General features: G+C 55.1%; 26 protein-coding genes. 9 read left to right on the top strand and 17 right to left on the bottom strand.

Features of this window, described 5'->3' with window-relative positions:
- The 4 genes from J0X12_RS12010 to J0X12_RS12025 all read right to left on the bottom strand — a co-directional run bounded on the left by J0X12_RS12010 (position 1) and on the right by J0X12_RS12025 (position 2,044).
- Positions 1–768 carry an SDR family NAD(P)-dependent oxidoreductase gene (locus J0X12_RS12010; RefSeq protein ID WP_207046066.1) on the bottom strand — a complete coding sequence of 256 codons (768 nt, stop codon included), beginning with the start codon at positions 766–768 and terminating at the stop codon, positions 1–3.
- An 86-nt stretch (positions 769–854) separates the two neighbouring features.
- Positions 855–1,280 carry a DUF6691 family protein gene (locus J0X12_RS12015; RefSeq protein ID WP_207046068.1) on the bottom strand — a complete coding sequence of 142 codons (426 nt, stop codon included), beginning with the start codon at positions 1,278–1,280 and terminating at the stop codon, positions 855–857.
- A 2-nt stretch (positions 1,281–1,282) separates the two neighbouring features.
- Positions 1,283–1,726, bottom strand: a complete 444-nt coding sequence (locus J0X12_RS12020) for a YeeE/YedE family protein (RefSeq protein ID WP_207046071.1) — start codon at positions 1,724–1,726, stop codon at positions 1,283–1,285.
- Between the two features lie 24 nt (positions 1,727–1,750).
- Positions 1,751–2,044 carry an ArsR/SmtB family transcription factor gene (locus tag J0X12_RS12025; RefSeq protein ID WP_207046073.1) on the bottom strand — a complete coding sequence of 98 codons (294 nt, stop codon included), beginning with the start codon at positions 2,042–2,044 and terminating at the stop codon, positions 1,751–1,753.
- Between the two features lie 91 nt (positions 2,045–2,135).
- Between J0X12_RS12025 and J0X12_RS12030 the strand changes: the two genes are divergently transcribed.
- Complete coding sequence (locus J0X12_RS12030; RefSeq protein WP_207046075.1) at positions 2,136–2,996, top strand: MBL fold metallo-hydrolase; 861 nt, start codon at positions 2,136–2,138, stop codon at positions 2,994–2,996.
- Between the two features lie 4 nt (positions 2,997–3,000).
- Here the strand turns inward: J0X12_RS12030 and J0X12_RS12035 are convergent, their stop codons facing one another.
- The gene (locus J0X12_RS12035) at positions 3,001–4,308 is read right to left on the bottom strand and encodes a D-alanyl-D-alanine carboxypeptidase (protein WP_207046077.1); all 1,308 of its coding nucleotides are present in this window, start codon (positions 4,306–4,308) and stop codon (positions 3,001–3,003) included.
- A 338-nt stretch (positions 4,309–4,646) separates the two neighbouring features.
- Here J0X12_RS12035 and J0X12_RS12040 point away from each other — a divergent pair, with 338 nt between their 5' ends.
- From J0X12_RS12040 to clpA, 4 genes are all read left to right on the top strand, one after another.
- Positions 4,647–5,333, top strand: a complete 687-nt coding sequence (locus tag J0X12_RS12040) for a hypothetical protein (RefSeq protein WP_207046078.1) — start codon at positions 4,647–4,649, stop codon at positions 5,331–5,333.
- Between the two features lie 240 nt (positions 5,334–5,573).
- Positions 5,574–6,134 (top strand): phasin family protein, encoded by a 561-nt coding sequence (locus J0X12_RS12045; RefSeq protein WP_207046080.1) that lies wholly within the window; start codon positions 5,574–5,576, stop codon positions 6,132–6,134.
- 235 nt (positions 6,135–6,369) lie between these two features.
- The gene (gene clpS / locus J0X12_RS12050) at positions 6,370–6,702 is read left to right on the top strand and encodes an ATP-dependent Clp protease adapter ClpS (protein ID WP_161316273.1); all 333 of its coding nucleotides are present in this window, start codon (positions 6,370–6,372) and stop codon (positions 6,700–6,702) included.
- A gap of 44 nt (positions 6,703–6,746) precedes the next feature.
- Positions 6,747–9,065 (top strand): ATP-dependent Clp protease ATP-binding subunit ClpA, encoded by a 2,319-nt coding sequence (clpA, locus tag J0X12_RS12055; RefSeq protein WP_237688148.1) that lies wholly within the window; start codon positions 6,747–6,749, stop codon positions 9,063–9,065.
- A 69-nt stretch (positions 9,066–9,134) separates the two neighbouring features.
- Here the strand turns inward: clpA and J0X12_RS12060 are convergent, their stop codons facing one another.
- From J0X12_RS12060 to J0X12_RS12075, 4 genes are all read right to left on the bottom strand, one after another.
- The gene (locus tag J0X12_RS12060) at positions 9,135–10,238 is read right to left on the bottom strand and encodes a ferritin-like domain-containing protein (protein WP_207046084.1); all 1,104 of its coding nucleotides are present in this window, start codon (positions 10,236–10,238) and stop codon (positions 9,135–9,137) included.
- Positions 10,239–10,377: 139 nt separating this feature from the next.
- Positions 10,378–11,532 (bottom strand): GNAT family N-acetyltransferase, encoded by a 1,155-nt coding sequence (locus J0X12_RS12065; RefSeq protein ID WP_207046086.1) that lies wholly within the window; start codon positions 11,530–11,532, stop codon positions 10,378–10,380.
- 179 nt (positions 11,533–11,711) lie between these two features.
- Positions 11,712–12,179: a RidA family protein gene (locus tag J0X12_RS12070; RefSeq protein ID WP_207046088.1), complete on the bottom strand. Its 468-nt coding sequence runs from the start codon at positions 12,177–12,179 to the stop codon at positions 11,712–11,714.
- A gap of 35 nt (positions 12,180–12,214) precedes the next feature.
- A complete protein-coding gene (locus J0X12_RS12075) occupies positions 12,215–13,687 on the bottom strand; it encodes an aldehyde dehydrogenase family protein (RefSeq protein ID WP_207046090.1) in 1,473 nt (490 codons plus the stop codon).
- A 159-nt stretch (positions 13,688–13,846) separates the two neighbouring features.
- Here J0X12_RS12075 and J0X12_RS12080 point away from each other — a divergent pair, with 159 nt between their 5' ends.
- Positions 13,847–15,109 carry an adenylate/guanylate cyclase domain-containing protein gene (locus J0X12_RS12080; RefSeq protein ID WP_207046092.1) on the top strand — a complete coding sequence of 421 codons (1,263 nt, stop codon included), beginning with the start codon at positions 13,847–13,849 and terminating at the stop codon, positions 15,107–15,109.
- Positions 15,110–15,133: 24 nt separating this feature from the next.
- On the opposite strand, the gene J0X12_RS12085 is transcribed toward J0X12_RS12080, so the two are convergent.
- The gene (locus J0X12_RS12085) at positions 15,134–15,850 is read right to left on the bottom strand and encodes a GGDEF domain-containing protein (RefSeq protein WP_207046094.1); all 717 of its coding nucleotides are present in this window, start codon (positions 15,848–15,850) and stop codon (positions 15,134–15,136) included.
- A gap of 354 nt (positions 15,851–16,204) precedes the next feature.
- On the opposite strand from J0X12_RS12085, the gene J0X12_RS12090 reads away from it, so the two are divergent.
- A complete protein-coding gene (locus J0X12_RS12090) occupies positions 16,205–17,011 on the top strand; it encodes an EipB family protein (RefSeq protein ID WP_207046095.1) in 807 nt (268 codons plus the stop codon).
- A 4-nt stretch (positions 17,012–17,015) separates the two neighbouring features.
- Here J0X12_RS12090 and J0X12_RS12095 read toward each other — a convergent pair whose 3' ends face one another.
- From J0X12_RS12095 to J0X12_RS12105, 3 genes are read right to left on the bottom strand one after another with little or no spacing between them, the layout of a single operon-like run.
- Complete coding sequence (locus J0X12_RS12095; protein ID WP_207046097.1) at positions 17,016–18,299, bottom strand: DNA polymerase IV; 1,284 nt, start codon at positions 18,297–18,299, stop codon at positions 17,016–17,018.
- 9 nt (positions 18,300–18,308) lie between these two features.
- Positions 18,309–18,980: a hypothetical protein gene (locus tag J0X12_RS12100; protein WP_207046099.1), complete on the bottom strand. Its 672-nt coding sequence runs from the start codon at positions 18,978–18,980 to the stop codon at positions 18,309–18,311.
- Positions 18,981–18,982: 2 nt separating this feature from the next.
- On the bottom strand, positions 18,983–19,258 hold the full coding sequence (locus tag J0X12_RS12105; protein WP_207046100.1) for a DUF3572 domain-containing protein: 276 nt from the start codon (positions 19,256–19,258) through the stop codon (positions 18,983–18,985).
- 171 nt (positions 19,259–19,429) lie between these two features.
- Here J0X12_RS12105 and J0X12_RS12110 point away from each other — a divergent pair, with 171 nt between their 5' ends.
- Positions 19,430–19,792, top strand: a complete 363-nt coding sequence (locus tag J0X12_RS12110; RefSeq protein ID WP_207046102.1) for a response regulator — start codon at positions 19,430–19,432, stop codon at positions 19,790–19,792.
- Between the two features lie 4 nt (positions 19,793–19,796).
- Positions 19,797–21,206: a PleD family two-component system response regulator gene (locus J0X12_RS12115; RefSeq protein WP_207046103.1), complete on the top strand. Its 1,410-nt coding sequence runs from the start codon at positions 19,797–19,799 to the stop codon at positions 21,204–21,206.
- A 68-nt stretch (positions 21,207–21,274) separates the two neighbouring features.
- Here the strand turns inward: J0X12_RS12115 and rpmG are convergent, their stop codons facing one another.
- The 4 genes from rpmG to J0X12_RS12135 all read right to left on the bottom strand — a co-directional run bounded on the left by rpmG (position 21,275) and on the right by J0X12_RS12135 (position 24,077).
- Positions 21,275–21,442 carry a 50S ribosomal protein L33 gene (gene rpmG, locus J0X12_RS12120; protein WP_161337956.1) on the bottom strand — a complete coding sequence of 56 codons (168 nt, stop codon included), beginning with the start codon at positions 21,440–21,442 and terminating at the stop codon, positions 21,275–21,277.
- Between the two features lie 112 nt (positions 21,443–21,554).
- Positions 21,555–22,712: an MFS transporter gene (locus J0X12_RS12125; protein ID WP_207046104.1), complete on the bottom strand. Its 1,158-nt coding sequence runs from the start codon at positions 22,710–22,712 to the stop codon at positions 21,555–21,557.
- The gene (locus J0X12_RS12130) at positions 22,705–23,349 is read right to left on the bottom strand and encodes an NUDIX hydrolase (protein ID WP_207046105.1); all 645 of its coding nucleotides are present in this window, start codon (positions 23,347–23,349) and stop codon (positions 22,705–22,707) included. The genes J0X12_RS12125 and J0X12_RS12130 overlap by 8 nt, the downstream gene beginning before the upstream one ends.
- A gap of 8 nt (positions 23,350–23,357) precedes the next feature.
- The gene (locus J0X12_RS12135; protein WP_207046106.1) at positions 23,358–24,077 is read right to left on the bottom strand and encodes an NUDIX hydrolase; all 720 of its coding nucleotides are present in this window, start codon (positions 24,075–24,077) and stop codon (positions 23,358–23,360) included.
- Between the last annotated feature and the right edge of the window lie 51 nt (positions 24,078–24,128).

The following is a 24,128-nucleotide window of genomic DNA, read 5'->3' on the forward strand; positions in this document are numbered from 1 at the left end:
TCAGGCGCCCAGATGCATGCCGCCATCGACAATGACAATTTCGCCGGTAATCATGTGGCCGCCTTCGGTGAAGCAAAGAACGGCGTCAGCGATATCCTCCGGCTGGCAGACGGCTTTCAGTGGCACATCGCGGACCAGCCTCTTTTTATAGGCGTCATACTTATCCTCGCCATAACCCTGCAAGAGCCAACGGGTTTCGATAAAGCCGGGGCAGATGGAGTTGACCCGGATTTCCGGGCCCATCGTCCGCGCAAGCGCCTTGGTCATTGAGTTGAGCGCCCCCTTGGAGGCAACATAGGCAATACTGGAACCGATACCGTTCGTTCCCGCGACGGAGGAAATCATAACGATGGAGCCCTTGCCGGTTTTCTTCATATAGGGAGCGACGGCGCGGGACATCTGGAACGGACCGATCGTATTGACGCTGTAGATATCATGAAAATCATCGGCGCTCAGTCCGTCGAGATCGCTATGCGCGACGAATTTCGTCTTTCCGGCATTATTGACCAGCACATCGACGCGGCCCCATTTATCCATCGCCGCCTTGGCCATGGCACGGCAGTCGTCGTCCTTCGAAACGTCTCCCTGAAACAAAAGGGTCTCGACGCCTTTGGCGGCACAGGCCGCTTCGGTTTCTTCCGCTTCCTTCAGGCTTTTCGTGTAGTTAATGACGACATTATAGCCTTTTTCGGCGAGGGCGAGGGCAATTGCGGCGCCCGCACCTGTGGCGGACCCGGTAATGATGGCGACTTTATTGGATGATGGCATGATATTTCCCGTTGTTTTTATTTATATCCTGCCGACAGACTAGCCAAGTTTGGCGGTGATATAAATGAGAAAATATCTCCCGCCCGCTAAGCCTCTTTCCTGAAGGTTCCTGTCAGGATCTTGGCGATGACAATGCCCGCCACCATCGCGCCGACGAAAACGAAGATTTTGGGGTTGCCATAAGCAAGGGAGCTTAGCGCCGGACCCGGGCACAGGCCGCCAAGACCCCAACCAAGTCCAAAAAGTACGGCGCCCGAGATCAGGTGTTTGTCAATGTCGTTCCTGGTCGGCAGCTTGAATTCCCTCCCGAAGACGGGCGTCGGTCGCTTCAGGATATATCGGAAACTGATAACACTGACGAGTACGCCGCCGCCCATGACGAAGGCGAGGCTCGGGTCCCAGTTGCCGGTTAAATCCAGAAAACCAATAACCTTTCCGGGGCTGACCATACCGGAAAGTGCAAGGCCGAAGCCGAAGAGAAGGCCGGATATCAGGCTGATGATGTTGAACATGGTTAGCCTCCCAAAACGGTGCGCATGATGAAAACGGTCACAATGGCGACAGCCATGAATATCATTACGGCGGTGAGGGACCGCAACGACAGTCGGCCAAGTCCGCAGATGCCATGGCCGCTGGTGCAGCCTGCCCCGATATACGTGCCACCGCCAACCAGCAGCCCGGCAATAACCAACAGTACAAAATGGGCGTTGTCCGAAAGCTGGTATGGGTTGACATCCAAGAACGTCATGTCACCCCCAAAGACGGGATAGGCAGCGGCCCCGATGAGGAGTCCGGCAATAAACAGGACCCGCCACATGGTGTCGTCTGTTTGCGGTGGAATAAGGTTGGAGAGGATTCCGCTGATGCCGGCGATGCGGCCGGCCATGAGCAGCAGGGTGGAGGCGATCCCGAGAATTATGCCGCCGATCAGTGAACTATAGGGCGTAAAATTTTCCATATTCAAGTCGTCCTTGATCTAATCTTATTTGCAATATAGCGCGTAAAGAACGGAAATGACCTGCTGCGCCTCCTCACCGTGAAGAGAGTAAAAAATCGTCTGTCCCTCCCGCCGTGTTTTGACCAGCCCATCCTTACGAAGCAGGGAAAGCTGCTGCGAAACAGAGGAGGGACGCATGGCCAGCATCTCCGCGAGTTCTGTGACGGAGGCTTCTCCTTCGCTCATCCGGCAAAGCAGCAACAGCCGGGTTTCACTTGAGAGGGCTTTCATCAAGTTGCTCGCCCGTGCGGCGGACGCTTTCATATTTTTTATGTTCATACTTGTATATCTACGAATATATAGATATATTGTCAAGTAGCATGAAAAGTCATAAATATCGACTACGAACACTTCTGCGGGGGCGCGATAAATGAATCCAGATGTAAAAGCCTTTTTCCATAAGCCGACATTCACGGTTAGCTATGTCGTTTCCGACCCAGGCAGCCGGAAGGCCCTCATTATTGACAGCGTGCTGGACTATGCAAATAACTCAGGGCGGACGTCGACGACAGCCGCTGACGAAATTATCGACTTTATTCGGGCGGAAAATCTGGAAGTTGAATGGATCCTAGAAACCCATGTTCATGCAGATCACCTGACGGCGGCCCCCTACCTGCAGGAGAAGCTGGGAGGCGTGATCGGCATTGGCGGCGTGGTGACGTCAATCCAGTCGACATTCAAGAAGGTTTATAATTTCGGGGATGATGTGCCCGAGGACGGCTCGCAGTTTCAGCGTCTTTTTAAGGACGGGGAGACGATCAATGTTGGCGGTATGACTTTGGAAATACTGGAGACGCCGGGCCATACGCCGGCCTGTGTCTCCTATAAAATCGGGGATGCCGTGTTTGTCGGCGATACGTTGTTTATGCCCGACTACGGGACGGCCCGCTGCGATTTTCCGGGGGGCGACGCCCGTACCCTTTATCGCTCGATTAGGAAAATACTCGCCTTTCCGCCGGAAACACGCCTTTTCATGTGCCACGACTACGGACCGAATAACCGCGATTTCGCCTGGGAGACAACAGTCGCGGAGCAGCGTGCAACCAACATCCATATACATGACGGTATTGGCGAAGAGGAATTCGTCAAGATGCGGACGGAACGCGACGCCACGCTATCCATGCCGGTCCTGATTATCCCCTCCATTCAGGTGAATATGCAGGCCGGGCATATGCCCAAGGCGGAAGGGAACGGAGTTTCCTACCTGAAGGTGCCGTTAAACGCCCTGTAAGGGATCAGGAGTTGCTGTTTTGCGCGATATAGTTTGGAAGTCTCAAGTCCGGCGCCACGACAAAGCAGGAGAAGCGACGCTCAGCAAGATTGCTGCAGGCCTCGCGGGCTTCCGCTTCCTCAAATCCAGTGAGCTGAGCCCGGTAGAAGGGCTTGCCGTCGGAGATCGCCTTCTCGATATTAACGCGGCGCCCCACCAGAATGCTGCCAGCCTGAGCGGCGGCCTTGTAGACCTGGTCGCGGGCCGTGGTCATCAGGCTGTAGGCACCGATCTGTATGGCCCAGTCGGTTTTGCCGGTTTGATCCATCTTGTAGGCAGACGGATCAGCGCGCGCGCCCTTGACGACATCAACTGAGCGAACAGGCGAGGAGGAGGTTGCGGCCAATTCTTTTACGATTGGCAGCGGCGCGGGGGCTGCTGAAGCCACCTTGATTTCCGCGGGCTGGCTGTGAGAGGTGCCAAGCGCGATCTGCTGTGGCCTGTCAAGCGGCAGGGGAACGACTGAAGGGTGAATTTGTTCAATCTGGCTAAAGCCTTTATCAAGGAGCGCCGCCATATGAATATCGCGGCTTTTCGCCGAACGGCCGCCGAAGACGACGCCGACCAACCGGTTGCTGCCGCGCTTGGCGGAGGCGACCAGATTGAATCCCGACGCCCGGATATATCCGGTTTTGATGCCGTCCGCACCCTTGTATTTCTTCAAAAGATTGTTGTGGTTCTTAAAGGCCTTGCCTTTGTAGTCAAACTCTTCCAGTGACAGGAAGTGATAATATTGCGGGAAATCATGGATCAGCGCCGCGCCCAGAATGGCCATGTCGCGGGCCGTGCTTTTCTGCCCGCGATTGGGAAGGCCGCTGGCGTTGCGAAAGCTGGTCCGTCTCATGCCGAGACGTTTCGCCTTCTCCGTCATGTCGCGTGCAAAGGCGGCTTCACTTTCGGCCATGCTTTCGGCAAGGACAGTTGCCGCGTCATTCGCCGATTTCGTGATCAGGCCGAACATGGCGTCCTGCACCGTGATCCGGTCCCCTTTTTTGAGGCCGAGCTTTGTTGGTGTCTGCCCTGCCGCACGGGCAGAGACCGGCAGTTTCTGGTCCAGCCGGAGCTTGCCGCGCTTAAGCGCGTCGAAGGTCATGTACAGGGTCATGATCTTGGTCAGGGAGGCAGGATAAAGCCGGTCATCGGCGTTGCGTGCATACAGCACCTCACCGGTGCGGCTGTCCATGACAATCGCGGCGTACCGGGCATGTGCCGCGTCCGGCAATGTCACCATGACTGTGAGGAGAAGGAGGAGACCGCCAACCAGGTGGGACATGGCGCGTCCTGTCGCTAGGGCAAGCAATTTTGTCCGGAAGTTATCCGGGCCGGCACTTGACGTCGCTCTTGTTGAACACTGTACCAACGGCTTACCTATACTACTAACATTACGAATAAGATTACGCGCGAAATTCCCCGCTCCGGAAGGAGTGTAAAAAATTTCGCGAATCATGTCTATCAAATTCCCGATAATTTTTTTGTCTCCGCATCTCAACAAAATAACTTATCCTCTTGAAGTTCGTAACTTATCGCGATTTCGTGTTTTCTGCTTTTATCTTACAGGCGGATGGTTAATATCTGGTAACTTTCGAAATTAAAATTAAACGGAGAGGGTCGATGAACGTCATATCCTCAAGCCTGCGGATCATGTGCCTGTCTATTTTGCTCACCGCCTGTACGGCGGACGGCGGAACAAATAACCCGGTCTTCCGGCCCTTTCAGTGGTATTCCTATGCCAACGGAGATGATATCCGTGCCAACTGCGCGCCAGGGCGCAATGCCCGCTATCGGCTGATCTATAATGCGATTTATGACGAGCAGGTGCGCACCTATGACATTCTCCAGATCGTGACATCGGACTCGGCGACACAGACAACACGCGTATTTCGGGGAGGTATCAGCGTGAACTGGTTGCTGGGGGCGGGAGGATCCGGTCCGGCAGCGACCCATGAAAGCAAGGAGGTTATCAGCCTCAAGGACCTGATCGCGATTGAACAGGCGCTGATCAAGTCCGGATTTGAGAAGCCGGCGATCAAGGGGCAGATCCTCCATTCCGATGAGTTCTACTGGATTGCCATGGTGTGCCGCGACGGGAACTTTAAGTATTACGCCTGGACCGATGACAACGCGGACATCGCCAAGCTGCCGTTCCGCGAGGTCCTTTCGAGAGGGGATAAAACCGGTGTGCCGTTCCAGGAACCCTATGTGCCCGTCGTCTTCGGCCGGTCGTCGCGCTACTATAACGGCGGACGGGACAGCACATACTTCAAGTTGCAGATCGGCGATAACGGCCTGGACCTCTAAAAACGCCCGTCTGGGCCCCATTTATATGTGAAATTTTTGTTGCATTCGCAGAATTCCGCGGAAGAAAACGCCTGAATATTTAAAATATTATATTAAAATCAAATAGTTAAATTATTTCTTCGTTTTTGTTGCAGTGCACAAAAAAGTCATTGACATCCATCAGGTCCTTATTATATACAGGTGACATTGTTGCAGTGCAGCAAATGAAATTTTAAGACGCTAATCAGAAAGGTTAAGTCTATGACTAAGAAAGCAACGACAAACGCAACCGTTGACCCGGCTGTCGTTACGAAGGAAATCGAAGAAATGGTCGCAACCGGCCGCAAGACACTTCAGGATGCCTTCATCAATGGAACTGAAGCTGCCGAAAAGGCATTCAAGTCCAACACAGAAACATTCAAGACCAATTACGAAAAGGCAGTTGCCGAAGGTAAGACCGGTTTTGAAAAAGCTATCAAGAATCTTGAAGGTTCTCAGTTCTATGACAAGAACAGCGCAGAAGCTTTCGTAAAAGCAAGCAACGCAGCCGTCGAGAAAAGCGAAAAAATTGGCGCTGCGATGATCGAATTCGGCACCGACCGTCTGCAGGAAGTTTTCAATGTAACGAAAACGATTGCTGAAACGGAAGATGTAACGAAAGTTGTCGAAATTCAGACTGAGTATGCTCGCAATTCCCTGCAGAGCTACGTGTCTGAAATGGGCAAGTTCAACTCTCTTGTTGCAGATGCTGCTAAGTCAGTTTTCGAGCCTTTTGGTGCACAGTATGCGACCAACCTCGATATATTTTCTAAGCAGGCTTAACGTCAGCTGAGTTATAAAGCGTCTAGAAAAGGCTCGGATTTTTCCGGGCCTTTTTTCGTGTCCAATCGCCTGCCGATCACTTTTTGATAAATTTTTATCTTCGGTAATAATATTTTTTGAATTTCCTGTTAAGATATATACTTAAATAGGTGGGCGTGGCGTTGAACTAAGGCCAGACTGGCGTAGCAAGATGGAGTGACAGAACATTATCATATCTGGTTGGGCAAAAATGAAGATGAGTGGCGACGACAAAAAAGACAATGACGATCAGGGAACGGGGACGGGCCTTGTCACCAAAACAAAGCCCAAAACCAAAAAACCGTCTCTGTGGCGTGTGTTGTTGTTGAACGATGATTATACGCCGATGGAGTTCGTGGTATATGTACTCCAGAAGTTCTTCAATATGGATGAGCAGACCGCTGTACAGGTGATGCTGCATGTTCATCAGAAGGGTGTCGGCAATTGCGGTGTGTTCCCGTATGAGATCGCTGAAACCAAGGTGGCGCAGGTCATTGACTATGCGCGCGAAAATCAACACCCCTTACAATGTACGATGGAGAAAGAATAGTGCCGGGATTTTCCAACTCACTTGAAGAGACTCTACATCGTGCAATGGCGTTGGCGACATCGCGTCGTCATGAATTCGCGATGCTGGAGCATTTGCTGTTTTCTCTGACCGAGGATCAGGACGCGGCCGCCGTGATGCGCGCCTGTAACGTGGATGTTGATCTGCTGCGCCGGGACCTGGAGACATTTATTACCGATGAACTGGATGACCTCGTCATGGACGGGTTCGTTGAGGCGCGCCCGACATTGAGTTTCCAGCGGGTCGTCCAGCGGGCACTGATCAATGTGGAAAGCTCCGGTCGGGAGGAAGTGACAGGCGCCAATGTGCTGGTTGCGATCTTTTCCGAGCGGGAAAGCCACGCAGCCTATTTCCTGCAAAAGCAGGAGATGACCCGCCTCGACGCCATCAGCTATATCAGCCATGGCGTCGCCAAGGCACCGGGCAAGGAAACCGCCCGCGCCATTCGCGGCGTGGACGGGGAGTATAAGGCCGAAAAGGACAATACGCCGCCGCCCGAAGAAAAGGTCGAAAACCTGGAGGCATTGGATGCCTATTGCGTCAATCTGAACGAGAAAGCCGCTGCGGGCAAGATTGACCCGCTGATCGGCCGTACGGAGGAAGTTGAGCGGACAATCCAGGTGCTCTGCCGTCGGTCGAAAAACAATCCGCTGTATGTCGGCGACCCCGGTGTCGGTAAGACCGCCATCGCAGAGGGGCTAGCCCGCCGGATTGTGCATGGCGAAGTGCCAAGCGTGCTGCTGCCCGCCGTTATCTACTCCCTCGACATGGGATCGCTCCTTGCCGGGACGCGGTACCGTGGTGATTTTGAGGAACGGTTGAAAGCGGTGATTTCCGAATTGCAGGGCCTGGATAATGCCATCCTCTTTATCGACGAAATCCATACCATCGTCGGGGCGGGTGCAACAAGTGGTGGGGCGATGGATGCCTCCAACCTCTTGAAGCCGGCACTCGCGAGTGGCGATGTCCGCTGCATCGGGTCGACGACCTACAAGGAATTCCGCAGTCATTTCGAGAAGGACCGCGCCCTGTTGCGCCGGTTCCAGAAAATTGATGTGCGCGAACCCACAGTCGAGGACAGCATCAAAATCCTGAAGGGCCTGAAACCCTATTTCGAGGAGTATCACAAGATCCGCTATACGGCGGAGGCCATCCGCTCGGCCGTGGAACTTTCCGCGCGCTATATCAATGACCGCAAGTTGCCGGACAAGGCGATTGACGTGATCGACGAGGTCGGCGCAGCGCAGATGCTGAAGGCGGAAAGCAAGCGCAAGAAGACCATCGGCGTCAAGGATGTCGAGGCCGTGGTTGCCAAGATCGCGCGCATTCCCCCGAAATCCGTCTCCAAGGAAGATACCGTCAACCTGCGCAAGCTAGATGTTGATCTCCGCCGCGTAGTGTTCGGTCAGGATGCGGCGATTGATGCGCTGGCAAGTTCCATTAAGCTGGCACGTGCGGGCCTTCGCGAGCCTGAAAAGCCCATTGGTTCCTATCTTTTCTCCGGCCCGACCGGCGTCGGCAAGACAGAGGTGGCGCGCCAACTGGCCTCCATTATGGGGCTCAACCTGGTGCGCTTCGATATGTCGGAATATATGGAACGGCATACGGTCAGCCGCCTGATCGGCGCGCCTCCGGGCTATGTCGGCTTTGATCAGGGCGGACTGCTTACGGACGCCATCGATCAGCAGCCGCATTCGGTCCTCCTGCTCGACGAAATCGAGAAGGCCCATCCGGACCTGTTCAACATCCTTCTGCAGGTCATGGATCATGGCAAGCTGACAGATAACAACGGCAAGCAGGTGGACTTCCGCAATGTGGTTCTGATCATGACGACCAATGCGGGCGCTCATGAAATGACCAAACAGGCCATCGGCTTCGGCAATGATGTACGGGAGGGCGAGGATGAAGAGGCGATCAAACGTCTCTTTACGCCGGAATTCCGCAACCGCCTGGATGCGACCATTCCTTTTGCACCGTTACCGCCGGAAATAGTCTCCCGCGTTGTCGAGAAGTTCGTGCTGCAGCTAGAAACACAGTTGCAGGATCGTAACGTCACGATTTCCCTGACGGACACAGCCGCAACCTGGCTGGCCAAGAAGGGGTATGACGTCAACTATGGCGCCCGGCCGCTCGCAAGGGTTATTCAGGAAAGCATCAAGAAGCCGCTGTCCGAAGAACTGCTCTTTGGCAAGCTGGCGAAGGGCGGCCATGTGTCCGTCGGCGTGAAGGCCGGGGAACTAACCTTCAAGATCGAGAGCGCCGCAGAGTCGAACCGGAAGGACGACGCGGACAAAAAGACGAAAAGGAAGGGCTCCAAAAAAGATACGGAGCTGGCCGAGAAGTAGGCGGCTTCACCGGAAACAGGAAAAGGCGGGAATGTTTTCCCGCCTTTTTTGTTTGTTTTACTTATCAGGTTACTTTTGGCCGATGACCCGGCGGCCCGCATTCAGGGTTCGCAGATATTCGATCCCTTCATCGGCAATGGCGTAGCCGACCATATCCTCATTCTCACCGGCCATTTCCTCCATATCCACCCAATGCGAATAGATCGGGCGGGTGCGGTCGGTGATGATCCCCGACTTCAGGAGCGTCTTCACGAGAACACGGAAGATGTTGGTGGATTCCTTTAAGGTGTCGCGGCGGTCTTCATCGGTAAACACTTCGCGGCAGGCATCGCGCACCCACTGCCAGTCGAGCCCGAACTGTTCGTAAATGACTTGCTTCTGGCGGATATTGATGAGGTTGAACAGAACTGTCTCGAAACATTGCGCCGCCCAATCCTCGACGCGGTTATGTTCTTCCGTGTCCAGTTTGGGGATGGTTTTGTCGGCCCAGATCTTGCCGAATTTGTGATGAAAAGCCTCGTCCGTCATCACCAGCTGGGTCAGCCTTTTCAGAAGGGGGTCGTTTGTTTTCGCATGGATATTCGCGAATGCGCCCATGGCGAGTCCCTCGACCAGCATCTGCATGCCGACAAGCTTCTTGTAGACTTCCTCTGCACCGACCAGCTCTTCAAGCAGGTTGCCAAGCGCTTCGCCAACGGGGTAGGGGCGACCCCAGCGGGTGCCGATATAGCGGCTGAAGGCGGTGACGTGGCGGGCTTCCTCGCGGGTCTGGTTGGAGGCATACTCCTGGGCCCCCGGGTCAACCATGATATGGCAAAGGCTGGCGCTCAAGCTGAGCGCGCCCTGTTCCCCATGGAGAATGCTGGAGAGGCTCCAGCGGGTGCTCTCGTTGGCGAGCTTGATTTTCTGCCCTTCATCCAGCTTGTCAGCAACGGCGCTTTGCAGTTCCGGAATGGTTTCCGGCGGCATCAAATATTCCTTGGTGATATCGAAGGGGCTCGAAAAATCGAGATAGGTGGCATCCATCGGGTCCCAGAAATGATCATGCGTCGCGGAGATAATGCCATCGAAGGCGTCCGTGCGCGTCCCATAGCGGTTGACGTCCAGCATGGCCGGAAAGTCGTCACGGCTTACGGTTTCGTAAATCGGGTCACGCGTAATATGGTCGGTCATGTTTGCTCCCTTGCTCCTGTTGTCGGAGGCAGCGTCTTGGCGGCTGTCCTTTACGTTTACGTAAACGTAAATTTGATATACATCAAATCTCGGAAATTTTCAATATTAGATTTCAATTGCCAACGACCTGGACAGGCGACTAGCAGGAAGTCTCGCGACGAAAAGGGGAGTGGCCGGCAAGATAGTTGATCTCGGCTTCAACCTGTTTGGTCTCTGCTTTCAGGTAATCGGCGACCGCGTCATGAAAGCCGGGATCACGCAGCCAGTGGGCGGAGTAGGTCTCCGTCGGCAGATAGCCGCGAGCGAGTTTGTGTGGTCCTTGCGCGCCAGCCTCGACCCGCTTGATGCCATACTGGATTGCATAGTCGATGGCGCGGTAGTAGCAGGTTTCGAAATGCAGGAACCGGTGGTCCTCGATACAGCCCCAATAGCGGCCATAGAGGCAGTCACGGCTTTTCAGGTTTAGGGCCCCGGCAATGTAGCGGCCATCTCGGCTGACGAGGAAGAGGACGACGGCCTCGCCAAGCTGTTCTCCCAGCAGGCTGAAAAACTTGCGGTTCAGATAAGGCGTGCCCCATTTGCGGCTGCCTGTGTCGATATAGAAATTGTAAAAGGCGTCCCAGTGCGCTTCGCCGATATCGTCTCCGGTCAGGATCTCGAACTCCAGGTCGTTATCTGTCGCCCCTTTGCGTTCCTTGCGGATGGCCTTGCGCTTTCGGGACGAAAGCTGGGCGAGGAAATCATCAAAAGTTTCATAACGATCATTCACCCAGTGGAATTGCTCCCCCGTACGGATAAGAAATCCCTCCTGCTCCATTAGTTCATGTTCCGCCGGCTCCAGAAAAGTTGCATGCACGGAGGAGAGGTTGAGCTTCTCGGCGACCTGTTTGGTGCCTTGCAGCAGCAGGCGCTGGTGGGTTTGCCGTTCCGGCCCGTCCGGCACCAGAAGGCGCGGACCTGTAACGGGGGAGAAGGGCACCGAAAGCTGAAGCTTGGGATAATAGCGGCCACCCGCCCGCTCATATGCATGGGCCCAGCTATGGTCGAAGACATATTCTCCCTGGCTGTGGCCTTTCACATACATCGGGGCGACCCCGGCAATCTTGCCCTCAATCTCCAGCGCGAGGTGATACGGCATCCAGCCGCTATCGGCGGATACAGACCCGCTATCCTCCAGCGCTTTCAGGAATTGGTGGGTAACGAAAGGATGATCCGTTGTCAGGCAGGCGTTCCAGTCGGCCTCACTTATCTCGGCGATGGACTGCAGGGTTTTAATCAAGGGTGTGTCAGACATACGGCCCGGAAAACTGTAGTAATAGCGCCACTTCCTACTTTAACAGATATCTTTTTGCGGTGCGGGAAGAATTCAAGGTTTTTCTTGAAGCCTTTCATTTTGAGGGTCCGCCCGCCAGCTGAATTCCGTCTTTGGGCGGACCAATGGGGGAGCGTGTCGTGGGCGCCCCCCAAACCGGGTCAGCTGATTTCAAAGACCGCGTCGACCTCAACGGCGACATTCATCGGCAGGGCATTGGTGCCGACGGCGAAGCGGGCATGACGGCCCTTGTCGCCGAAAACCTCTACCATCAGGTCGGAAGCACCGTTGACGACCTTCGGCTGTTCACCAAAGCCGTCGATGCAATTCACAAACGCGCCCAGCTTGACGCAGCGCACCACCTTGTCGAGATCGCCACCACAGGCGTCTTTCACCTGGGAAATGATATTGAGTGCGCATACCCGCGCGCAGGCCATGGCTTCTTCCGTCGTGAAATCCTTGCCGACCTTGCCCTGAAAGGCGATTTTGCCATCGACAAACGGAACCTGTCCCGAGACAAAGACCAGATTTCCGGTTTTTACGTACGGTACATAATTCGCCGCGGGAGCCGATGCCGCCGGAATTTCGATGCCGAGATCCGCCAGATGTGCGTCAATTTTGCCTGTCATTTTCTACCTCTGTTTTACTGGGTTGGTAACTTGGGTCATCCACCGGGACGACCACCGCCGCCACCGGTAATCCGAATGCCGACATTTTTTGTCTGGACATAATTCAGGAGCGCTTCCTGGCCCTTTTCCCGCCCGTAGCCGGACCGTTTCATGCCGCCGAAGGGCGTCTCGATGCCACCGGCGAACCATTCATTGACAAACACCTGTCCGGCGATCAGGTGATCCGCCGCCCAATGGGCAGTCGCGAGGTCCTTCGTGTAGACGCCGGCACAGAGGCCGTAATCCGTGCCATTGGCGAGCGCAATTGCCTCTTCCGGATCGTCATAGGTGAGGACGGAAAGGACGGGCCCGAAAACCTCTTCGCGCGCAATTGTCATGTCCGGCGTAACATTGGTAAAAACCGTCGGCTCGATAAAATGCCCGGGAAGATCGCTGCATTTGCGCCCGCCGGCCGCGGCTTCCGCCCCGGCCTGTGAGGCAGCGAGGCACATCCCCTCGATCTTGTCGGCTTGTGTGCCGGAGATCACCGGCGTCAGGTCGTGCCCGTCGATACCCGGCCCGATGGAAAGCGATTTCGCCTTCGCGGCCATCTTCTCAACGACTTCCGCCTGAAGTGACGTCGGCACGATCAGCCGCGACTGGGCGGAACAAACCTGTCCGGCATGGCTGAAAATTCCGCTCGCCGTGGAGTTGATGGCCTGATCGATGTCGGCGTCCTTGAACAGGATGCCCGCGGATTTGCCGCCAAGTTCCATGACGCAGGGGATCACCCGTTCTGCCGCCGCGCGGAGGATCGATTGTCCTGTCGCGACCGAGCCGGTAAAGACGATATGGTCGATATCCGGATGGGAGACCAGCGCGGCGCCGCAATCATGCCCATACCCACAGAGTATATTGACGGCGCCTTTCGGGATGCCGGCGCGGTGACAGGCCTCGGCAATGAAATAGGTGGAAACTGGCGAAAGCTCCGGCGATTTCAGGACTACCGTATTGGCGGTCGCGAGGGCACAGGCGACGGATCGCGCGGCAATCTGTAACGGAAAGTTCCAGGGAACGATCTGTGCCGACACGCCGAAGGGGGAGGGGATGGTGTAATCCACATAGTCGGCGCCAAGCGGGATCATCCGTCCTTCCAGCTTGTCGGCAAGGCCGCCGTAATAGGTGAAATAACGCGCTGCGGCCATTGCTTCATTCTTGCCGCCGGCGAGCGTCTTCCCGTTATCAAGGCATTCCGCAAGCGCGATTTCATCCGCCATTTCCGTCATGTGGCGGGCAATTTCAAACATCAGCGCGCCCCGATTCGTCGGGCGCATGTTATAGAGCTCGCGGCTTTCAAAACAGGCGCGTGCGGCGGCAACGGCTTTATCTATATCAGCTTGTTGAGCCCGCGCGACCTCGGCGATGATCTGGCCGGTTGCCGGGTTTTCAATCTCGATCCGCCCGCCCTCCTGGGCGTCGACCCATTCCCCGTTAATGTAGTTCTGCCAGTATTTTTTTATCTCGCTCATGGTCTGCTTTCCTGCAAAAGGCTGTAGGCGATTTCTATCACGGGGATACGCCAAGGGCCAGCCCGGGAGCGCCGTCTCGATAATTTTTTCGCGTTCTACTTTTATCAGTATAAAATTAGCCTATATCAACGGGACCATTCCAACCAGCCAGGTGTATCGATGGGTATTGTAGATAACGTCAGTTTCGAAAATCGCTGTGGCCATTTCAGGGCAGATGATGAAAACGGGGAACTGTTTGCCTGGCTGATTGATGCCGGGTTGACGGGAACCCGCGTTCGGGATCTCTTCACGGAATTCTGTGAACGACTCAATAAGCGCGGGGTTCGGCTCAAGCGGGGAAATATTGCTCTCAGCGCCATCCATCCGCAGGTCAGCGCTTTCATGTATACTTGGCGACGCGGTGAAGGCCTGGTGACCAATACGAACTTCCTGCATTCAGACATTCCGGGGGAGGGTTGGTTCGCCAGCCCCTTCTTCTTCATGCTGACGAACAAGATCCCATTCCTGCACCGGCCTTTGACACAGGGAAGTGAGCTTGATTTTCCGGTATTGGTGGAATTTCGGGATGAGGGGATGACAGACTGGTTCTGTCAAATTTTCGATTTCGGCTGGGGATTTGAAAACCAGAGCCTGGAAACTTCTGCTGGACTGATCACCAGTTGGGCGTCTGACCGGCCCGGAGGCTTCACTGAGGAAGAGTTTCGTATTCTGAGCAAGGCGATCCCGGTTTTCGGACTTGCGGCAAAAGGCATTGCCTCCTTCCGGACCGCCCGTTCGATGCTGGAAACCTATATCGGGCGGGATACCGCGGGTAAGGTCCTCTCCGGCCAGGTTCGGCGCGGCTCCGTTGATAGTATTAATGCTGTGCTTCTTTATGCCGATCTTAAGGGGTTCACAACACTGTCCGATACAATCGAACGAGTAGAGCTTGTAGAAATGCTGGATAGTTATCTGGATCATATGGCGAGCCCGATTGAGGCCGTCGGCGGAGAAATCCTCAAATTTATGGGGGACGGCATTCTCGCGACGTTCGAGCTGACCACGGCGGACGAGCGGTCGGTGCAGGAAATATGCAAAACCGCCCTCGATGTGACCGAGAAGATGAAGGAAGGTGTTGACCGCCTCAATGTAAAGCGGCGTGACATAAGCAAGCCAACGATGGAGCTCGACATCGCCCTGCATGTGGGCGAGGTGATGTATGGCAATGTGGGGTCGGAAACACGTCTCGATTTCACGGTTATCGGACCGGCGGTGAATGAGGTAAGCCGGATTGAAGCGCTTTGTGATGACCTGGGGGCCAACCTGGTCGCGTCGGGTGACTTTGTCCGGACATGTGCAGACGCGGCCGCTTCGCTTCGTTCTTGCGGATTTCACGAGTTGCGCGGCGTCCGCGAACCGATCGAGCTGTTCCGCCGGGATTAATCGGCGAGGCAAAGTTTCACGGGATCAGGAAACCCGCGTTGTCTTTTTATTCGCCTTCTTGTTTTCATACATGGCGTTATCGGCGGCACCTATCAGGTCGCAAAAAGTACTGTCCCCGTTATAGGGAACGACACCCATGCTGGCCTTCAGGGAAATTTTCCGACCGCGCGCCGAAATGGATGTGGCGCTGATTTCACGCTGTATGGCAAGGGCTCGGGCCCGACCGTTTTCGGCATTTGTCCGGGTTAGGACAAAGACGAACTCGTCGCCGCCAATGCGGGCAACGAAATCCGAACCACGGAGGTTCCGCTGGATATTCTCGGCGAATTGCCGGAGCGCAGTGTCCCCGGTGTCATGACCGTACCGGTCGTTGATTTCCTTGAAATCATTAAGGTCGAGGAAGGCAACGATTCCCTCTTCGCCGTGGCGACGTGCCATGGCAAGGGTGCGGGTCATGAAGTCATTCAGGCCGCGGCGGTTATGCAGGCCGGTCAGCTCGTCCGTTGTGGAGAGAGCCTCCAACTCCTGGATCCGTTGCTGCTGCTCGGATATGTGCTGCTCCGCGCTGGCGGCGTAGGCGATGACGCGATTGATCAATTGCCAGTGTTTTGCGGGCGCCTGACGTCTCAGGCTTGTCCTGAGTACCGTGGAGAGATCTTCTAGCTGTGCGCCGATTTCCGCCTCAAAACCCAGCGGATGACCAGTCTGAACTGACGATATATTCGTCATGGGCGATGACATTAATTTATTCTCCTCACTTAAGCCGTTCTGGTCATTCGTTTGCTTTGCAATTCTTCACGACCTGACCGACACAATCCTATTGTTGAAGACTGATGCAGCTAACGTGCCAAAAATTGAGAATTAAAAAATCAATACAAAACAATGGGTTAAATTGGATTATAAAGGTTTTGTTCACATTTTAGGTAAAATTGAGGGGAATTTTATGCCTTTCAGACTGGAATAATTGACCCATATGAACAGAATATTCTGATGTTCCGCGATAAACCTTCACAGTTGTAAATTAGAGGTATATTACTGGTTTCCAGGGACTTTAAGCGGTCTGCGTCACTCCGTTAATATAGGTTAATAGTAAAAATGAATTGGTCAAAAGTTGTACTAGGTCTCTTTGGTATCTGCCTGATCGGCATTGCCGGTATATCTTCTGCTGCGCCGCTGCAATTGACCTCTCATCAAGCCGTATATGACCTGCGTCTGGAAGAACTGAGTGACAATAGCGGCATAGAAGGCGTGCGCGGGCGCATTGTCATGAAGATAGAGCAACAATGCGACGGCCTGATCGTCAATCAACGCATGGTCCTGGAAATGATCAATTTTGAAGGCAACGTCATTGTCTCCGATTACAGCCAGTCGACCTGGGAAGACAACAGCGGCCGCATGATGCGCTTCGATATGTCCAATATGCTGAACGGCCAACTAATCGAAAAATATAGCGGCGTTGCCGAGCACCGTGAAAATGGCACGATTGTCGAATTCAGCGACCCAGATCAGCCCAACATGGAATTGCCGAACGATGTTATCTTTCCGGGCGAACACACCCGCCAGGTCCTGAAGGCTGCCGCCACGGGGAAAAACCTTCTGTCCGCGAAAGTCTATGACGGCAATGGGGAGGATGGGCTGTCTGATACCCTTGCAGTGATTGGCAAGGCGCAGACACTTCTTGCGCCGCCGAAATCGGAAAAGGGTCTGAAAGGGCAGACGTTCTGGCCCCTGCAAATCTCCTTTTTCGATCTGAGTCAGCAGCAGACGGAGCCCGACTATAAAATTGCCATGAAGATCTTCGGCAATGGCGTGGCGACCGACCTGCATCTTGATTACAGCGATTTCTCGCTGCGGGGCGATATCGCGGAATTGACGTTCCTGGCGCCGGAAAAATGTTCCTGATCCTTTAGGGGTCCGTTTTTCGTGTGAGACCGCGGCCCTTGATAATGACCGCGTCACCGAATTTGTCTCTCAGCTTGTCGATCGCGGCCTCAACGTCCTTGTCATGACTGATATTGCCGCTCAGCAGATCCGGCCTGTCTGCGTCGTCCAGGTCACCGAAACTGCTGATGCCGACCCCGATCAGGCGAAAATTATTGCCCGGTGCCGCCTTTTGCAGGAGGGGCGTTACCGCGCGGTAGAGTGTCTCAGCAAGCTGCGTCGGTGAGGACAGGGTGTGGCTGCGGGTCAGGGTCTTGAAGCTCCCTGTTTTTAGCTTGAGGGTGATGGTTTTGCCTGCCTTGTTCGATTTTTTAAGGCGTTTTGAGACCTTTTCGCAGAGGGGCCAGAGCCGGGCCAGCAAAATATCAATATCCGAGATATCCGTACTGAACGTCGTTTCCGCAGAGATGCTTTTGGCGCGGAGGTCGGACTTGACGCGCCGGTCATCCTCACCGCGGGAAAGATGGTAGAGGCGACCCCCCATAACCCCGTAGCGGGCAACCAGTTCCGCTTTTTCCCGGTGTTGTAATTGCCCGATAGTGGTGATGCCCTCCGCGGTGAGTTTGCGCTCCAGGGCCTTGCCGACGCCCCAGATATCGCTGACCGGGCGCGTTCTAAGAAATTCCAGGGCTTCCGACCGGCCGATGACGGCAAATCCGTTTGGCTTATCGAGGTCCGAGGCGAGTTTGGCGAGATACTTGTTGTAGCTGAGTCCGACTGACACCGTAATCCCGATTTTCTGTTCAATCTCCCGGGCGAGCCAGGCCATGGATTGCGCCGCGTTGCGGTGATGCAGTCGTTCGGTGCCGGAGAGGTTGAGGAAGGCCTCGTCAAGGGAAAGCGGCTCCACATCCGGCGTCAGCATATCGAATAGCCCGCGTATCTCGCGGCTGACAGCAGCATATTTTGGGATATCCGGCGGGATAATCAGGGCTTGCGGACAAAGCCCTTTTGCCTTGAAAAGCGGCATAGCGGAGCGCACGCCAGACATGCGGGCGAGGTAGCAGCAGGTGGAAACAACGGCCCGCGGACTGTCATGGCAAATGATGATCGGCTTGGCCTTGAGATCGGGATTATCCCGCTTCTCCACGGCCGCATAAAAGGCATCGCAATCGACATGGGCGATGAAGAGATCGAACAATTCAGCATGGTGGAGTATTCTCGGCGACCGGCAGCCGGGGCAACGCGCCTTGTCGCCAGGTCTGTTATCCTCCAGGATCGTCAGGCAATGGCGACAAAGGCTGGCCATGGCACCCTGTCAGTACTCGCCGGTTTCGATATGCCGGATAATATGGGCGCTGATTTCCGGCCAGTTATAGAGGCGGCTATGACTATGTTCCGCGGGCCCCAGAAGATCGGACAGGCGAGGGTCGGCGATATAATGCAGCCGATGCACATGCGCGGCATGCTCGTTGACCGAACTGTGGTTATGGGGAATATCGTCAATAAAATAGGCCGGGGCTTTCAGCCCTTCGGTCAGGTATCTGACGACCTGTCCCTTGCTGCCGACATTGGCAATTAGAGGGAAATCCATCCCCTTGTCAGACAGGCTGCTTCGCCGCTTGTCGGCATATTTGGGCGGAACATTGCTAAGAACCACAATCTGCGCATGTTCGCTGAGGCTGGCCAGTCCTTCGGCCGCGCCGTCTACAGCGGGAAGAACGGCGCAGCGCTGATCAAAGAAATCGGCCAGAAGCGCCCCGACTTCCGCCGCTTCGATTGGTTCCCTATCGCTGGTGCGACGGATATTGCCGGTCAGCGCGAAAGAGGACCAGTCGAAATAAAGTTCGAGGGATTTGAGGAAGTCCTCAAGGCCGATCATGAAATTAAACAGGACCTCATCGGCATCAGTAATAACCAGCGGACGATCGCGATCGATAGTCAAACCCTGTAACTGGGGACGGACCTCATCGTGGATACCTGTAAACATGCTTAATAGTCCTCTACCGGGGCGCCGGGCAAAAACTGCCGTGCACGCACCGGACTGGTGGCACTCAGGCTTTCCTGGTTGCAAAAATCAATAAGTATTTCTTCGTGGGATAGTAAAAAATCGAGAACACCGGCCAGAATTTCGGGATTATCAGCCGACTGGGCCAGCGTCCCCTGATCTATCCCGGTTTCCGCCAGCATCCAGCCCATTATTTTTTCCTGCCCGGCGATAAATGTCAGCGCCTGTAGCGCAATAATTTCAGATTCTTCGCGATTCATAAGTTTTCTGTGCCTGAAACCATATATGGTAAGAGAAAATTAAACATATATCTGTTTATTGATAAGGAATGATAGTCTCATGTGTTGCAAATTGGAATTCGGAAGCTCTTTTTGAGTCTATTTTAGCCGTCTCACCATGGCGTTTGTACTAGTAAATTGGACGTACTGAAAATGAAGACAGTGTTGATTGTCGAAGATAACGACTTAAATATGAAGCTATTCCATGATCTTCTGGATGCGCATGGTTACAACACCATCCAGACCAAAGATGGAATGGAGGCTTTGAGTCTCGCGCGGGAGCATATGCCGGACCTGATCCTGATGGATATCCAGCTGCCCGAGGTTTCAGGGCTGGAAGTGACGAAATGGATTAAAGAGGATGAGGCGCTGAAGTCAATTCCTGTTATCGCCGTCACCGCTTTTGCAATGAAGGGGGACGAAGAAAAAATTCGCGAGGGGGGGTGTGAGGCCTATGTCGCCAAGCCGATTTCCGTTGAGAATTTCCTGAACACAGTTAAAGAATTTTTGAGCTAGATATATGTCTGCACGCATCCTAGTTGTCGATGATGTTATCCCGAATGTCAAAATACTCGAGGCAAAACTGTCCGTCGAATATTATGACGTGGTGACAGCTAGTAACGGCCCGGATGCGCTGAAAATTGCGCTCGAGGAACAGCCGGACCTCATCCTTCTGGATGTTATGATGCCGCAGATGGACGGATTCGAAGTCTGTCAGCGGTTGAAAGCCGACAAGCTGACGGCGCATATCCCGGTAGTGATGGTCACAGCGCTCAGCGAAGCTGCCGACCGGGTCCAGGGACTGGAATCCGGGGCGGATGACTTCCTGACGAAACCGGTTGACGATCTCGCCCTGTTCGCACGGGTGAAATCGCTCCTGCGCCTGAAAATGATGATGGATGAATTCCGCCTGCGGGAGGAAACCAGCTCGGAAATGGGCGTGATCAGCATGTCCGACCGTAAGGAAGAGGCTATTCAGCGCGCCCGGATCCTGGTCATTGACGATAACGAATATTCCGTCCGCATGATGAAGGAAATCTACGCGGAAACATACGATATCACGCTTGAGCCGAATATGGAGGAAGCGCAGGTTCTGTTGCGCGGCGGTGATTATGATCTCGCCGTTATCAGCCTGGATTCTGCGACGCACGATCCGCTGCGCCTGTGCTCCAAGATCAGGAGCCTGGAAGAGACACGGCAGCTACCGATCCTGACCCTGGTGGATGATTCGGATAAGGACAAGCTCATCAAGGGCATGGATATCGGCATCAATGACTATGTCATGCGTCCGATCGATGCGAATGAGTTGATCGTCCGGACCCGGACTCAGATCCTTCGCAAGCAATATCAGGACCGGCTTCGCCACAATTTCCATCGCAGCATGGAGCTGGCGGTGACCGACAGCCTGACCGGACTCTATAACCGGCGCTATATGTCCAATCACCTTGATGCCATGCTGCAGCGGGCGAAACTGGACTATAAGCCCGTTTGCGCCCTGATCATGGACATCGATTTCTTCAAGCGGGTCAATGATGCGCATGGCCATGATGTCGGGGATGATGTCATCAAGGAATTTTCGAACCGCATTGGCACCAGCGTGCGCGGAATCGACCTTGCCTGCCGGTACGGCGGGGAGGAGTTTGTCGTGATCATGCCGGATACGGATCTTTCCGTCGCAGCGTCTGTCTCCGAACGTCTCCGTCGACAGATAGCGGAGAAGCCGGTCTCCGTGAGAAAGGGATCCCTAGACCTCGAGCTTACCTGTTCTATCGGCGTAACCGTGTCGAAAAAGGGCGAGGAATCTGACAGCCTGCTCAAGCGGGCCGATGAGGCGCTGTACAAGGCGAAAAGGGATGGTCGTAATCGTGTGGTTGTCTCGCCCCCGAGCATCGATCTATTTGAAAGCCAGCCGGGCGTCGCTGCGCGTTAAGAATACCGATTTCCCAACAAAAAAGGCCGCAACAACTTGCGGCCTGTTTTCATTCAGCGTGCAGAAGCCTATTTGATCTTGGCTTCCTTGAATTCCACATGCTTGCGGGCAACGGGATCGTATTTGCGTACGACCATCTTTTCCGTCAGCGTGCGCGGGTTTTTCTTGGTTACATAAAAGAAACCAGTATCCGCGGTGCTTACCAGCCTTATTTTCAATGTTGTCGGCTTAGCCATGTCCGAAACTCCAGTCGTTCCCGCGTCAGGGCGGGCAAAAATAATAATCGAAGCCCGGAAAATACGGATTTAATCAGCGAAGTCAAGCACGCGCTTGGAAAATTCGATTTTTTTAGCCTTTGCGCAACCGGCGCAGGTGATTGGCAGCCACAAAGACGAACAGGAGGCAGGCGGCGGCGAATGTCAGAGGCATGCCGTGTGGCTCGAACATCTCCATCGCCAGGCCTGCGAGAACCGGCCCGAACAGGCTGCCAAGGCCCCAAAGCATGCCGACTGCGGCCGTTGCCATGACCAGGTCGCCACCCTTGAATTGCTGCCCCATGATAACAAGGGCGATGGTGTAGGTGCCGACGACCCCGCCGCCCCAGATGATAAGGAGCGGCCAGAGCAGATAGGGGCTTAACATGACAAGAGGCAGGATCAGCGCGCCGAGCACGCCGATAAGGCCGCAGCCGAGAATCACCTTAGTCCGGTCAAATCGGTCCGCGAGCCAGCCGATCGGGACCTGCAGCAGGATATTGCCGGCAAGCAGGGCGCTGGTCATCAGGACGGCCATTTCAAGCGTCTGCCCGTTCTTGACGCCATAAACGGGCAGCAAAGTCAGTACGGAGCCGTCGAAGAAGGCCACAAGCAAGGTCGCCGCGCTAATCATCGGGGCGATCTTTACGAAGGAGAAGATGGAATAGCTGCTTTTCTCGCCAAGGTCAGGAAACCGGTCGCCGACGATGAAGAATGCAAACCCGGCACTCAGGACGATCAGGCTGGAAACAATGAAGGGCAGGCTTCCTTCCGCGCCAAGGACGTTAATCAGCACCGGTCCAAAGGCGAAACCGCAGGTCATGGCAGAAACGTAGATGGCGATAGTCCGCCCGCGGGTTTTCTCCCGGGCAATCTTGTTCAACCAGGTTTCGCTGATCAGGAACAGCACGGCCATCGACAGGCCGATCATCAGCCGCAGGAAGAACCAGAAATAGATATTGTCCGAGAGGGCGAGGGCCCAGATGGACGCTGCGGCAAGCAGGAGCCCGCCCCACAGCATCTTGCCCGATCCGACAACACGTGTGCAGGCAGGAACGACAGGGGACGCCAGCAGGAAGGAGAGGGCGGGCAGGGCGCCCATCAGGCCGATGATGTCGCTGCCATAGCCCCGCTTCTCCATCAGCAGCGAGACCAGGGGGATAGACAGGCTGAGAGAGACTGCCATGGCCGTTACGGCGGCAATCACGGCAATCAGGGCGCGCCGGTTATCAACCAGCGCGTCGTCAACCATTGTCGTGATTGCGGATGAACGGCTTGCCCCTGTAATAGGTGAAGATCGGGACCGTGCCGGTTTGTCGCGGCAATGGTGCCGCAGCCCGCTTGATTTTCCGGTCGATCTCGTCGAGGACGAATTCCGTCACATCGATGAGCGGGACACGATGGGTTTCGGATAAGGGGATCCAGTGCAGGTCGATCAACTCGCCGGAGCCGCCAAGGTCGCCGCCGGTTATATATTTCGCATCGAGCGTGAGAAAGCGTGTGTTGAACCGGATCGGGCTTTTCGGCGGGGTAATCGCCCGTGCCAGGAAATCCAGCTTGGACAGGTCCGGTACCAGCTGGTCGCCCTGAAGATCACCGATGACAAGGCCGGTTTCCTCATGGGTTTCCCGCACAGCGGCCGTTGCCACCGCATGGGCCATATCGGAGGGGCGGGAGAGCATCTTTTCGATATCCGGCGCCAGTGGGGCGAGCGGGGCCATATCCGCATCGGCCCGGTCCACGCGCCCTCCCGGAAAAACATAGACATCGGGCAGGAACTTGTGGCTCTTGGCGCGGCGGCCCATCAGGACATAAAGGTCATCGGCGCGTTGCTCGTAAATGACAAGGCTGGCGGCATGCCGGGGGGTGACCGGTCGCGTAGAAGGCATCAGATTTGTCATTCTTCACCATAGATTCGTTTGCCATGGCGCATCATGAACATGGGAACGGGCACCGTCGGGTCTTCTGGCGGGCGGTTTTTCAGAAACTTCTCCGCATAGCCGAGAATCTTCTCGGTAATGACAGGAATATTCAGTTGGAGCGCGTCCTCGATCGTCACCCAGCGCAGGTCGAGGAGCTCGCCCGAACCCTTGATATCGCCTTCCAGAGTCTCGGCATCGGCGACAAAGAACCGGGTGTTGAAGCGCTTCTTTCGCGATGGCGGCGTGACTGCCCGCGCAATGTAATCGAGTTTTGAGAGGTCGGGACCGCAGGTCGTCGTGCCGAAGTCGTTCCAGACGGCGACGCGGGATTTTCTCGGCCGGGCGTAGTTCCCGGCAAGGCGCAGTCCCGTTTCCTCGAATGTTTCACGGATCGCGGCAATGGCAAGGGCGCGGGCGCGGGCCGGGGTGCATCCGCCGCGAAGGAGGCGGGCCATCACATCCTCGCGCAGGTCCTCAGCCGGCGGAATGCGGCTGTCGCTGGCATCCACGCGTCCACCCGGGAAAACGTAGGTATTCGGCATAAAACTGTGCCGCCCGCTCCGCTCTCCCATCAGAATTTCGATGTTTTTGCTGCTCTGCCGATAGAGGATCAGGGTAGAGGCATCTTTGGGTCGCGGGGCTTTACTCCCGTCAGTGCGACTTTCGGCGACGGATCTGTTTGGTTTTGTACTCATAATCGTTGGACTTCCATTTTTTGTCCAACTATGCACCTGCGGGCTGGTCAA

Origin of the sequence: Sneathiella sedimenti (assembly GCF_017313765.1) — a bacterium.
GTDB lineage: Bacteria > Pseudomonadota > Alphaproteobacteria > Sneathiellales > Sneathiellaceae > Sneathiella > Sneathiella sedimenti.